The 12618-nt window shown below is 69.9% G+C and carries 13 protein-coding genes and 1 riboswitch; of the genes, 12 read left to right on the forward strand and 1 reads right to left on the reverse strand.

The window, feature by feature from the left end; genetic code table 11:
- Positions 1-261: 261 nt before the first annotated feature.
- The 12 genes from C1I92_RS35220 to C1I92_RS02500 all read left to right on the forward strand — a co-directional run bounded on the left by C1I92_RS35220 (position 262) and on the right by C1I92_RS02500 (position 11445).
- Entirely contained in the window at positions 262-588 is a 327-nt protein-coding gene (locus C1I92_RS35220; protein ID WP_111253166.1) for a metal-sensitive transcriptional regulator, read from the forward strand.
- 42 nt (positions 589-630) lie between these two features.
- Positions 631-834, forward strand: a complete 204-nt coding sequence (locus C1I92_RS02440; RefSeq protein WP_111253068.1) for a heavy-metal-associated domain-containing protein — start codon at positions 631-633, stop codon at positions 832-834.
- A 158-nt stretch (positions 835-992) separates the two neighbouring features.
- Positions 993-1334 (forward strand): NADH-quinone oxidoreductase subunit A, encoded by a 342-nt coding sequence (locus C1I92_RS02445; RefSeq protein ID WP_199520881.1) that lies wholly within the window; start codon positions 993-995, stop codon positions 1332-1334.
- The gene (locus C1I92_RS33285) at positions 1325-2731 is read left to right on the forward strand and encodes a hypothetical protein (RefSeq protein ID WP_146604990.1); all 1407 of its coding nucleotides are present in this window, start codon (positions 1325-1327) and stop codon (positions 2729-2731) included. Before C1I92_RS02445 ends, C1I92_RS33285 begins: the two co-directional genes overlap by 10 nt.
- 1 nt (position 2732) lies before the next feature.
- Positions 2733-3686, forward strand: a complete 954-nt coding sequence (locus C1I92_RS02460) for a complex I subunit 1 family protein (RefSeq protein WP_111253071.1) — start codon at positions 2733-2735, stop codon at positions 3684-3686.
- Positions 3687-3705: 19 nt separating this feature from the next.
- Positions 3706-4269 carry an NADH-quinone oxidoreductase subunit J gene (locus C1I92_RS02465; RefSeq protein WP_111253072.1) on the forward strand — a complete coding sequence of 188 codons (564 nt, stop codon included), beginning with the start codon at positions 3706-3708 and terminating at the stop codon, positions 4267-4269.
- Positions 4266-4571: an NADH-quinone oxidoreductase subunit NuoK gene (locus tag C1I92_RS02470; RefSeq protein WP_111253073.1), complete on the forward strand. Its 306-nt coding sequence runs from the start codon at positions 4266-4268 to the stop codon at positions 4569-4571. The genes C1I92_RS02465 and C1I92_RS02470 overlap by 4 nt, the downstream gene beginning before the upstream one ends.
- Positions 4568-6418: a proton-conducting transporter transmembrane domain-containing protein gene (locus C1I92_RS02475; RefSeq protein WP_111253074.1), complete on the forward strand. Its 1851-nt coding sequence runs from the start codon at positions 4568-4570 to the stop codon at positions 6416-6418. Before C1I92_RS02470 ends, C1I92_RS02475 begins: the two co-directional genes overlap by 4 nt.
- 3 nt (positions 6419-6421) lie before the next feature.
- Entirely contained in the window at positions 6422-7927 is a 1506-nt protein-coding gene (locus C1I92_RS02480) for a complex I subunit 4 family protein (protein WP_111253075.1), read from the forward strand.
- The gene (locus C1I92_RS02485; RefSeq protein WP_111253076.1) at positions 7924-9342 is read left to right on the forward strand and encodes an NADH-quinone oxidoreductase subunit N; all 1419 of its coding nucleotides are present in this window, start codon (positions 7924-7926) and stop codon (positions 9340-9342) included. The genes C1I92_RS02480 and C1I92_RS02485 overlap by 4 nt, the downstream gene beginning before the upstream one ends.
- 552 nt (positions 9343-9894) lie before the next feature.
- A complete protein-coding gene (locus C1I92_RS02495) occupies positions 9895-10503 on the forward strand; it encodes a DUF305 domain-containing protein (RefSeq protein ID WP_111253078.1) in 609 nt (202 codons plus the stop codon).
- Between the two features lie 75 nt (positions 10504-10578).
- The gene (locus C1I92_RS02500) at positions 10579-11445 is read left to right on the forward strand and encodes a F510_1955 family glycosylhydrolase (RefSeq protein WP_146604991.1); all 867 of its coding nucleotides are present in this window, start codon (positions 10579-10581) and stop codon (positions 11443-11445) included.
- Between the two features lie 79 nt (positions 11446-11524).
- Here the strand turns inward: C1I92_RS02500 and C1I92_RS02505 are convergent, their stop codons facing one another.
- The gene (locus C1I92_RS02505) at positions 11525-11794 is read right to left on the reverse strand and encodes a hypothetical protein (protein ID WP_146604992.1); all 270 of its coding nucleotides are present in this window, start codon (positions 11792-11794) and stop codon (positions 11525-11527) included.
- A gap of 720 nt (positions 11795-12514) precedes the next feature.
- Positions 12515-12575, forward strand: a riboswitch (Fluoride riboswitch).
- Positions 12576-12618 lie beyond the last annotated feature (43 nt).

The raw sequence follows: 12618 nt of genomic DNA on the forward strand, positions 1-12618 counted from the left end.
CGGTAGGGGGTATCTGAATGATGCATTGAACCCAGGGCTGGGTTCGCGTGTTCCTGCGTGCGCCGTGAGGTGGACAACTGTGGCCGCGGCGGCGCTGATGCTCCGTTGTGATCGTCGGATGCCGGGCGGTGGGCGCAGCCGAGCACTGGCGCGGCGAGGCTTGTTGTGTACCCTAGGGGGGTACGGTTACGGACGCAAGACGCCCTGAGATCAGAGGGGCGCCGAGTGGTGATCGTGGAGGCGAAGCGAAGGGAAGACCCGATGGTCAACGCGCAGCTCGACCGGGCGGCCGATGAGCAGGCCGGCTCGCATGGCTATATCCACCACAAGGACGACTACCTAAAGCGGCTGAGTCGCATCGAGGGTCAGGCTCGTGGCCTGCAACGGATGGTCGACGAGGAGAAGTACTGCATCGACATCCTGACCCAGGTATCGGCCATGACGAAGGCCCTGGAATCCGTGGCACTCGGACTGCTCGAGGAGCACCTGGCCCACTGCGTCGTCGAAGCGGCGCGTGCCGGAGGTCCGGAGGCTGACGCGAAGGTCAAGGAGGCCTCCGAGGCCATCGCCCGCCTCGTGCGGTCCTGAACGACACCGCGACATCGACACGACTCTGAAAGAAGGATTGACATGACCACGTCCACCTACACCGTCACCGGCATGACCTGCGGACACTGCGTCAGCTCCGTCCGCGAGGAGGTCAGCGAAATCCCCGGCGTCACCGGCGTAGACGTCGACCTGGCCAGTGGCAGGCTGGACATCACTGCGGAGAGCTCCATCAGCGACGACGCCGTTCGGGCTGCCGTCGAGGAGGCCGGTTACCAGTTGGCGTGACCACGCCCGCGCGTCGCCTCAGCGTCATAGCGGCCCCGTGCCAGGCGCGGTACCCCCGCCCTGGCACGGGGCCGATCCTGCGCAGTCGTTCGAATCAACCGGCGAGTCGAGCGGTCTTCGCTACCGTGAGTTGGCTGTCGTCGGAGAGGAGGTGAGCCATGAGCGGGATCCTGTCTCTGCTCGGTGTCTCCTTGGCCCTGGTCGTTGGCGCGTACGCCGCCTCGAACGCGATACGTCTGGCCCGTCGTCCGGCTGCCGTCCTGCCGTTCGAGTCCGGGATGCCGCCGCAGCAGCATGCCGTCTCGCGTTACCACGTCCGGTGGTACGCCGTGACGCTGCTCTTTCTGGCCTTCGACATGGAGATGATCTTCATGTATCCGTGGGCGATCGTCGTCGCCGACATGGGCACATCGGCGGTCGTCGAGATGTTCGGGTTCCTCGCCATCCTGCTCGTCGGCGTCGCGTACCTCTGGCGCGAGGGTGCGCTGCGATGGACCTGAGGCAGCGGCTCACGGCCTGGGCGTTGAGCAGGCCCCACGTCCTCGTGGTGGATGATCCGGGCAGTCGCGAGCTCCGGTGGCAGGTCGAAGCTGAGCTGGATCGGCGCGGCTGGCCGGTGGCCGGCTCGCCGGCCGACGCGGACCTGCTGCTCGTGCTAGGCGAGCTCGGCCCGCGACTGGCCGCGGCCGCCGAGGTGCTGTGGTCTCAGGTCCCAGCACCTCGGCATCGGCAGGACCTGCACGATGGTCACGAACTCGGAGCGCAGCTCGACGCAGCCTTGACGTCCCTGCTCGAGAGGTCAGACGACGCGCCTCGGAGTGATCCGCAGACCCTGCTGATCGGCGAAACGCCGACCGCCCCGCACGATCCCGGCCACCAGGGTGGACACCTGGACCACGGTCACGACGGCGGCCACGACCACCACGCTGCCGATGAACCAGCAGAACCCGTGAGCGACCCGGCCATGAGCCACGACGATCATGACGCGCATGGTGGTCACGCGGAACAGATGAGTCCGGAGGCCCACGCCGGCCATGAGGACAGCGAGCATGCAGCTCACCCCATTCATGACGCCGAGCTCTCCGCGGATGCGCACGAAAGCCACGGTGCTCACGGTGACCACGAGCACGCCGACCATCAGGCACCCGCCGGGAACGCTCATGGCGAGAACGGCGGACATCAGGAGCACGCGGGACACGACGCCCACGACGACCAGGCCGGCCATGACCAGCACGCGGCCCACGGCGGACACGGTGACCATCACATGCACCATGGCGGTGAGATCGCCGGCTTGGCGATGGCGAGCACCGCACCGGACCGCGACGGGTTGGAGCTGGACGCGCTTCGCGTGTCACTCGGACCGGTGTTGCCGGGGTGGCCGACCGGCCTCGTGCTGACCGGGTCGTTGCAGGGCGACGTCCTCACCGGTGTCGAGGTGTCCTGGCTGGATCAGCCGGCCGCAGGCCCGAGCCAGGTGCCGGCGAGCGTGGCAGCCCTGGATTCGCTGGCGCGCTTCTTGGTCGTGGCGGGCTGGCCGGTTGCGGCACGCCGGGCCCGCGCCGCCCGCGACGCCTTGATGGCGGCCGACGAGGCGACCGTGCAGCGGGGACGCGACGCTGCAACGCCCCTGGCACGGATGGTTCGTCGTTCGCGGACGCTGCGGTGGTCCGTCCGGGGCATCGGCGCCACCGGCGACGGCGACGTGCTCGACCGTGCCTATCGCTGGTGCGACGCGGCCGCCGGCGCGCACACCCACACCAGCCCCAACGCGGTGGGGCTGCACGACCTCGCCGCGCTCGTGGACGGGCAGGAACTGGCGGCGGTCCGGCTGATCGTCGCCAGCTTCGACATCGAGGCGGCGCCGGCGCCCGCGCACCACGGGATGTCCCATGCCTGACATGACCACGCCCGAGACGGTCGCGACGTCGGTGGCGGCGTGGGGGTTGCTCCCCGCCGTGGCCCTCGTCGTCGCGGTCGCTTTGGCGCTGGGCCTGGTGTTCGCCGCGCTGGACCGGGTCGTCGTCGCCGGTGGTGACGCCAATGCGATGGCCGGCCCGTCCCGGACGGTGGTGCGCTGGCTGGTGAAGCAGCGCCGCACGACGTTGGCTCCAGACCGTTTGCTGTGGCGGGTGGCTACCGGGGCGGTGCCGGTGCTGGCGGTGCTGTCGATGGCGGTGGTGCCGATCGCGGGCCGGACGCTGTGGTCGACGAGCGCGGACCTGGTCTGGTTCAACGCGATGGAGGCGCTGCTGTGGGCGGCGGTGTGGCTGGTCGGCTGGGGTCCGAACGCGGTGCACGCGCTGGTGGGCGGGTACCGGTTCCTGGCCCAGGGCCTGGCGTACGAGCTGCCGTTGATGTTTGCGCTGATCACTGCCGGGCTGGCTGCGGGGTCGCTGCGGACCACTGACGTGGTGGCCGCGCAGGCTGATTTGTGGTTCGTCGTGACGATGCCGGTCGCGTTCGTGGTGTTCCTGGCCAGTGCGGCGGCGTTCGCGTTCTGGGGTCCGTTCGCCGCACCGGCCGGCGCCGACATCGCCGGCGGTGTGGTGTCGGAGCTGTCGGGTGTGGAGCGGCTGCTGGTGGAGGCCGGGCGGGCGATCTTCCTCGGCGCGTCCGCGGCGATGGGCGCGACGCTGTTCCTGGGTGGCGGGTCCGGGCCGTGGCTGCCCGACGCGCTGTGGCACCTGCTGAAGACCGTGCTGCTCATGGGCCTGATGGTGGTGGCGGGGCGCCGGGTCCCGGTGCTGCGGCCGGACCGCTACGTCGAGGCCGCGTGGGTCGTTCTCGTACCCGTGACGCTGCTGCAGGCCCTGGTGGTAGCGGTGCTGGTGCTGAGCGGGATGTACGCGTGAACGCCGAGGAGGTGCAGCCATGGCGGGCGATATCGCGGTGGTGACATTGGGAATGTTGGCGGTCGCGGCCGGGATCGCGGTGTTCGTCGTCGATTCGATGGCCCGGGCGACGTTCGCCTTGCTGGCGTCCTTCCTCGCCGTCGCCGGGATCCTGCTGGCGCTCGACCTGGTCTACTTGGCCGTCGTCACCGCGCTGATGATGACGATGGAAATGGCCGTGATGGCCATTTTCATGATCATGTTCATGATGAACCCGGCCGGCCTGATGCCGATGACCATGGTCCACAACGCCCGCGGCTCCGCCGTCGCCGGCGCGAGCGTGTTCACGGTTCTGACCGTCGGGATCTGGACCATCGACTGGCCGGCCCGACAAGGCACTCAGCCCGACGACGCCACCCGCCAGCTCGGCGAGTCGATCATGGGCGGGCACATGCTCGTGATGCTGGTCATCGGCATCGGACTGTTCGCCACCATCATCGCCGGCACCGTGCTGGCCACCCAGCGCGGCCGCTACGACCGCTTCGGCCCAGAGCTGGACGCCCGCCGGCCACACGATCCCGTCGCCGGAGGGCTGCCGCGATGACCCTGCAGATCGTGCTCACCGTGGCCGCCGCTCTGATCGGCGTGGGCCTGTTCGGTACGCTGTCTCAGCAGTCGATCGTGATGGTGATGATGGGCCTGGAGCTCGTCGTCAACGGCGTGCTGCTGGCGGGTGGGGCGGCGTGGTACTTCCTGACCCCGTCGGCGCCGGACGCGCAGATGCTCATCGTCGTCGCGCTGGTGGTCATGGCCGTGGAGATGGTGATGGGCTTCGCAGCGACGATCGCGATCTACCGCGCCCGGCAGGTCGACATGGTGGACATGGCCAAGGACCTGCGCGGATGACCCCCGCGGCCGCGCTGGCGGGGCTCGTGCTGGTCCCTGCCGTAGTCGGCGTGTTGCTTCTGCTGGCCGGACGGCGGGCCGACCGCCTGGCCGGGCCGGTCGCCGTCGTCGCCGGTGTGGTCGGCGTCGCGCTGGCGGCGATCACGGCCGTGGAGCGGCCCGACGTGTCGGCGCCGTTCCTCGGCATCGTCGACGGCGGCGACCTCGCCCTGGCCGTCGACGGGCTGTCCGCGGTCCTCGTGGTGACGGTGACGGCGGTATCGATCGCGGTGATCGTGTTCGCCGTCGTCGACCTGCCGCGCGACGCCGCCCGGGCGCGGTTCTTCGGCTACCTGCTGCTGTTCGTCGCCGCGATGCTGCTCACCGTCACCGCAACGACACTGCCGACGCTGCTGCTGGCATGGGAGGTGATGGGCGCGACCTCGTACGCGCTCATCGGCTACCGCTGGGACGTGCCCGGCAAGCTGTCGGCCGGGACGACGGCGTTCGTGACGACTCGCGCCGGCGACCTGGGCCTGTACGTCGCTGCCGGTGCGGCGCTGGCGGGGACGGACTCGCTCGAGCTGGCCGACCTAGCTACGGCGGACGGCGGCTGGCAGCACGTGGCGGCCGCCGGGATCCTGGCCGCGGCTCTGGGCAAGTCCGCGCAGCTGCCGTTCTCGGCGTGGCTGTCTGCGGCGATGCAGGGCCCGAGCCCGGTGAGCGCGCTGCTGCATTCGGCCACGATGGTGGCCGCCGGCGGGTATCTGCTGGTGCGCACCATGCCGCTGCTGGAGGCGTCCGGGTGGGCGGCCACGACGGCGGCGTGGGTCGGTGCGCTGACGGCGCTGGTGCTCGGTGCGATCGCCTGTGCTCAAACGGACCTCAAGCAGCTGCTCGCGGCCAGCACCGCCGCTCAGATCGGTTTCGTGGTGCTCGCGGCCGGTGTCGGGGCGAGCGCCGGGGGAGCGGCCCACCTCATCACGCACGCCGCGGTCAAGGCCGGGTTGTTCGTCGCGGCCGGGGCATGGCTGACGTCGCTGGGCACGAAACAGCTCGCTGATCTGCGTGGCGTGGCGCGGCGGCACCGGGGCATGGGCGTGGCGGCGACGGTGGCGTTCATGGCGCTGGCCGGGGTCCCGCCGCTGGCGCTGTGGGTGTCGAAGGACGAGGTGCTTGCCGGCGCGGACGGGGCGGTCTGGGTTGTTGGGCTGGCCGCCGCGGCGGTGTCCGCCGTCTACGCCGGCCGGGTCCTCGTCGTCGTGCTCGCCAGGCCGGATGGCACCGAGGCCCGTGATGTCGAGGAACCGGGCACCCGGCACGTACCGGCGTCGGCCAGCGTGGTCGCCGGCGTCCTCGCCGTCGCGGCAGTCGGCCTGGGCGTGCTGGCGGTGCCGGAGGTCGCTCACGCGTTCGAGGACGTCCTGGATGTCGGTTCGCAACCCACGCCGTCCGCGGCCGAGCTCGCACTGTCCGGTGGGCTGGCCGTCGCCGTGCTGGCGCTGACCGTGCTGCGGCCCGGCCTCGTCAACCGGCTGAGCGGCAGCGTCCTCCTTCCGTGGGCGGGGCTGTCCCGGCTGCTGTCGCCGCAGCCGGTGCTGGCGGTCGCCCGCGCCGCCGCGGCGATCGACGACCGCGTCATCGACCGGGCCGTGCTGGCCATCGCGGCCGGAGTACGCCGCGCCGCGACGGCGATCGGGCGGGCCGATGACGATGGCGTCGACGGAGCGGTCCGTTCCGTGGCGGCAGCGACCCGACGCGCGGGAGCCGCCGCGCGGCGCCCGCAGACCGGGCTGCTGCACCAGTACTACGCCCAAGCCGTCGCCGGACTCGGTGTCCTGCTCGTCCTGCTCCTCGTCGTGAGGTAATCCGTGCTGCTGACCGTCGTCGTCCTCCTGCCGCTCGCCGTGGCGGTCGTGCTGATGGCGTTGCCGCGAATCCCGGACCGGGTGGCGTCGTGGGCGTGGGTAGCCGCGTCCGCCGTCGACCTCGCCCTGGTGGCGTGGATGTGGTGGCGCTTCGACCCTGGCGCGGGGATCGCGTTCGACGTCAAGGTCCGCTGGATCCCCACCGTGGACGCGAGCTACCACGTCGGCGTCGACGGCCTGTCGTTGCCGCTGATCGCGATGACCACCGTGCTGTTCCTCGCCTGCGCCGTGTGGTCGCTGCGTGAGCAACATCGGCCCCGCGCCCACGCCGCGCTGTTCCTGTTCCTGCAGACGGCGTGTCTGGGCACGTTCGCAGCGCTCGACCTCATTCTGTTCTTCGTCTTCTTCGACCTCACGATTGTCGGGATGTACTTCGTCATCGCCGGATGGGGGCACGGCAACCGTCGCCGCAGCGCGCTGAAGTTCTTCCTCTACACCTTCGTCGGGTCGCTGGCGCTGCTGGTCGGCTTCATCGGGCTGTTCCTCGGGTCCGACGAGCGCACCTTCGACATGGTGCGGCTCGCGGACAACCCGCCACTGCAGGGCGCACCGGTCGCGGGCGGGCTGGTGCTGCTGGCCATCGGGATCGGGCTGGGCGTCAAGACACCGGTCTTCCCGTTCCATACCTGGCTGCCCGACGCGCACACCGATGCCCCGGCCGCCGGGTCGGCCATCCTGGCCGGGGTGCTACTCAAGCTCGGCACCTACGGGTTCGTCCGCATCGCGATGCCGATGCTGCCCGAGGCGTGGCGGGACTGGGCGATGGTGATCGTGGTGGTCGGCGTCGTGAGCGTCGTGTGGGGCGCGTTCGTCGCGCTGGCGCAGCAGGACTTCAAACGCATGGTCGCCTACACGTCGGTCAACCACATGGGCTACATCCTGCTCGGCCTCGGCGCTGCGGGGCTGGTGGGACCGGCCGACGACGACGCCCGCACCATTGCCACCGTCGGTGCCGTGGTCCAGATGGTCAGCCACGGTCTCCTCACCGGTGCGCTGTTCCTGCTGTCGGGCGTGCTGTGGTCGCGCGGCGGCACCTACGCGTTCGACCGCTGGGGCGGGCTGGCCCGGCCGGCGCCGGTCTTCGCCGCGTGCCTGGCGGTCGCCGCGTTCGGGTCGCTTGGACTGCCGGGACTGTCGGCGTTCATCGCCGAGTTCCAGATCTTCACCGGCGCGCTGCAGGCCACCCCGGTCGCCACGGTCATCGCCGTCACCGGCATCCTCGTCACCGCCGGGCTGTTCCTGCTCGCCCTGCAGCGGCTGCTCGCCGGGCCGACGACGGCGCCGGCCTCCGCCGCGAATCCGGGCGGGCTCGTTGACGTGAACCGGCGTGAGGTCATTGCGATCGTGCCGCTGCTCGCGCTGTCTCTGGTGATCGGCCTGTTGCCCCGGGTGCTGCTCGACGTGGTGGAGCCGGCCGCCGAGCTCGTCACGGACCTGGTCGCCCGATGAACGAGATGGGCGGGGGAGGCGAGGAGGTCGTCGCGCTGCTACCGGAGCTGCTGCTCCTGGCCGGCGCCGTCCTTGGGCTCCTCGTCGGTTTGTGGACGCCGCAGCGACGGCAGGTCCGCGTCGGCGTGTTGGCCGTGCTGTTCTGCCTGGCCAGCGCGGTCGCGGCGGCCGTCGCGCTGACCGAGCCGGACGAGACAGTGTTCGACGGCACCTGGGTCATCGACACCACCACCGGCGTGGTCCGCATCGCGGTGGCGATTTCCACCGCCGTCGCGGTCGTGCTGTGCTCGTCGGCGTTCGCCGGGCACGCGCGCGAGACCGAGGTCTACGTGCTGATGATGCTCGGCTCCATCGGCGCCATCGCGCTCGCCGCCAGCGGTGACCTGCTCATGCTGGTGGCCGGGTATCTGCTGGCCAGTGTGCCGTTGTATGCGCTCGTCGGGTTCGTGAAGGACGCCCGCGGGGTCGAGGCCACCCTGAAGTACTACCTCATGGGCGCGTTCGTGGGCGTACTGATGCTGGTCGGTGTCGCCGCGCTCATCCTCGCCGGCGGCGCCAGTGGCTACGAGGAGCTGGCTTCAGCACTGCCGAACGCGTCGGTGGCGCTGGTAGCCGTCGGCGTGCTCGGTGTCCTCGCCGGCGTGGGGTTCAAGGCGGGCGCCGTCCCCGTCCACTTCTGGATCCCCGACGTCGCCGCCGGCACCGCGCCGGCCGTCGCCGCCTTCATCACCACCGTGCCGAAGATCGGCGCCGTCGCGGCCGCGTTCCGGCTGCTCGCCGAACCGTTCGCCGACGCCCCGGTCGACGCGCCGCTGCTGGTCGCCATCATCGCCGCCGCCAGCATGACGCTGGGCAACCTGGCCGCGTTCGCCCAGACCGAGCTGCTGCGCCTGCTGGCCTACTCCACCATCAGCCAGGTCGGCTACCTGTTCATGGTCGTGGCGGTGGCGGCGCGCACAGACCTCGCCGAGCCCGCGCTGGTCATCTACCTCACTGGCTACGCGATCACGAACTTGGGTGCGTTCGCCGCCGTCGCCGCCCTCCCCGGGGTGAGCACCATCGCGGACTGGGCGGCCGCGGCCCGAGAGCGCCGCTGGCTGGTGGTCAGCCTTGTCGTGTGCCTGCTCGGACTCGTGGGCACGCCGCCCACCGCTGTCTTCGTGGGCAAGCTCGCCGTCTTCATCGCTACCGCCGACGGCGCCATGGCCTGGCTCGTCGTGGTCGCCGCGGTCAACACCGTCGCCAGCCTCTTCTACTACCTGCGCTGGGTCGCCCCCGCGGCTGAGACCACGTCGTCGACTGGACCGGTCACGACCGTGATGCGCGTGCCACTGGTGACTGTGCACGCCGCCGCCGTCGGATCCTTGTTGCTGGGCCTCGGCGCCGGCGCATGGCTGACCTTCACGGCTGGCTGAGCACATGACGGATCGGCGCACCAAATGGCCGCATCGGCGACTAGTCTGGATAGACGTGAGGATCGGGCGGTTCGCAGCGCGCGTGGCGGCTGTGGCTGTGCTTGTCTTCGGCATCGTCGTGATGCATCACATCGCGCAGTCCGGCCATGACGGGTCAGCTGCTCCCGAGGCGCCAACCCTGGCTTCCGGCGTTGGCGAAGCCGCCGGACACGCCATGAGTGCGAGCGGCCCGCAGCTCTCCGACGACGCTGCAGCGGGTACCGCAGCAGGCGATGGCGCGATGTCTGCCGGCCACGTGATGCTGCACCTCTGCCTGGCTGTGCTGACGGCAGCCGCGGTCGTGCTCGTCGGCTGGCTTCTCCTTACTCTCCGGCCCTGGGCAGTTGCGTCACCCCTCGTGCTCTTCCGCGTTCGGCCGCTGCCCGCCCGACCACCGCCCAGACCCCACGGATCAGCGCTCCTGATGTCCCTGTGCGTGATGCGGACGTGACAGGTCAGTTCACCTGACCTGCACGTTCGTATGCCCACGCACTCCTTGAAAGGGACAGTTTGATGTACCGAAAGCGCTTCACCCTGCCCGCCCTCGTGGCGACGGTCGGACTGCTGCTCGCCGGCTGTGGCGACGACGGCTCGAACGATGCCGGCGCCGGGACGGCTACCGAGACGAGCGCCACCGAGGCGGAGTCCAACGACGCCGACGTCGAGTTCTCCCAAGGGATGATCCCGCACCACGAACAGGCCGTCGAGATGGCCCAGATGGTGCCCGACGAGGGCGTCAGCCCTGAGCTCATCGAGCTCGCAGACGCTATCGAGGGTGCACAACAGCCTGAGATCGACCAGATGACGGCAATGCTCGAGCGATGGGGCGAGGACGCCCCGTCCGACGACCCGCACGGCGGCCACGGCTCGGGCGACATGGAGATGGGCGGCACGATGTCCGCCGAGGATATGGATGCCCTCGCTGCCTCCTCCGGGGCTGAGTTCGAGGAGATGTTCCTGACCATGATGATCGAGCACCACGAGGGTGCCATCACCATGGCCGAGACCGAGCTGGCCGAGGGCCAGGACTCGGAAGCACTCGAGCTCGCTCAGACGATCATCGATGCCCAGCAGGCCGAGATCACGCAGATGGAGCAGATGCTCCAGGCCACGGGTTCCTGACCCGTCCCGGTGGTGCCGGGCCTCGGCCCGGCACCACCGCCCTCGCATTCAACATGGACCCACTTGAGGATCTCGATGACGAAACGACCTGTATTGCTCTCCGGCGCCTTCGCTCTTGCCGGATTGATCCTGGCCGGCTGCGGTGACGACGGCGAACCAGTCGACGGCGCGCAGACCGGTGACCCGACTGGCGCGGCTGTCGGCGAGGCGTTCGCCCATATCCATGGTCTCGGCATGGTGGAGGACGTCTTGTACGTCGCCACCCACAACGGGCTGTTCGCCATCTGGCCCGATGGCAAGGCGTCCGCCGCCAGCAGCGACGACCACGACTTCATGGGCTTCACTGTCGCGGACACCGGTGAGCTCCTGGCCAGCGGCCACCCCAACAGCCGAACCGACCTGCCCCCGGACCTCGGCCTGCTCGCAAGCTCCGACAGCGGTGCGACCTGGGACGAGCTGTCCCTCTCCGGCGAAGTCGATTTCCACACCCTCGACGCCAAGGGCGGCGCCGTCTACGGCTACGACAGCGGCAGCGGCGAGCTGCTCACCAGCACCGACCGGGAGAACTGGACGTCGCTCGGCCAGATCCCGCTCGCCGACGTAGCAATCAAGCCCGATGAAGCGGCTACCCTGCTCCTCACCACCGAACAGGGGCCTCAACTCAGCTCCGACGGTGGCCGCACGTTCGCACCGATCGACAGTGCGCCGGTCATCATGCTCGCCGAATGGCCACACGCCGACGAGATCTACGGCATCGCTCCCGACGGCGCGGTACATGTCAGCGGCGACGGCGGTGCGACCTGGGACGAACGCGCCGCCATCGGCGGACGGCCTCAGGCGATGACGGTCACCCATGACGGATCCGTCTACGCCGCGCTGGCGGACTCCATCGTCGCCTCCACGGACGGTGGGGAGACGTTCGAGCCCTTCTACTCCTGGTGAGCCTGCGGGTAGGGGCGGCAGCCGGTCGCCCCTACCCGCAGATCTCGGTCGGGCACGGACACTCTGCCCGTCCGCAACGTCAGGACCACGCGTCATCAGCGTCGGGCGGGATCGCGTCGTCACTGTGCACGAGCCGGCTTTCACCAGGTTGCGCCGCTTCCTCCAGCCGCCAGATCAGCTGCCCCGCCCGATGCAGCAAGCGATCCAGCTCCGCGGGGTCGTGGGCACCCGTCGGGTCGTCGGCAGCGTGTTGCCGCATCGATCGGACGTAGGCGCGGAGGCTCGCGCATAGCTCGAGGACCTCACGCCGCGTGAGGTCGATGCGCACCCGTCCGTCGAGTCCACTCATACGCTCATGGTGGCACCAAGGGCTCCGGTCGGCGCAGAAGGCGAGTCAGCCTACGCAAGGACCGCGTCAAACGTCTCGGTGGCCAGGACGGCCGGCTTGAGTGCGTTCGCGGTCCGGGCGCCGCCGACGCCGACCACTCGTACGAGCTGGTCCTCTTCATCAGTGAGGGCAACGGTGAATCGGCCGGCTGCCGGGTCGCCGTCGACGAGCTTTGAGAAAGCCGACCGAAACCGACGCCCAATCTTTGCACCGGGGTTCATCCCAGCACGTGGACCTCGTCATGGTCAGAACGGTCCCATCGGATCGCTTCGCTTGCGTGAGCGGTGGGGGACTCCGCGGTCCTGGCCCTGGGCGGGCGAAGAGGTGTGTGGGCAGCCCGATACGGCCGCCAGGATGCCGTTGCAAGCCCGCTGGCCAGCCCGGCCAAGCCCGCCTGAGCTAGAGCTGGTACTGCTCGACGATCACGAGCTGACCGCTCCCGGCGGTTGCCCATGTTTTGGGTGCCCCCGGCAGGAGATGACTCTGCACCAGCGGAACCTCCTGTCTGCAGTGTGACCTGCGGCGTTATCGATTTACGGGGTTCGTTCGAGCATCGTGGCTGGCGCTCTGGCTCGATGCGTGCCGAGTCGCTCTCCGGGACTTCCTGAGTCCGCGGTTGCGGCTGGTCACACGGCGCTGTGGTGGGGATCACCGGCTAGAGGTTCGCCTCGACCGGTTACTCTGGTGGTAGGCGATGAGGCCCGCCTGAACTGCCATGGTGGCTGATGGCTTCTACCCGTTTGAACGAACGGTTGGAGGCGCCATGGCGATGGTGTGCAGTGTGC

Origin of the sequence: Jiangella anatolica (genome assembly GCF_003236295.1) — a bacterium.
GTDB classification, from domain to species: Bacteria; Actinomycetota; Actinomycetes; order Jiangellales; family Jiangellaceae; genus Jiangella; species Jiangella anatolica.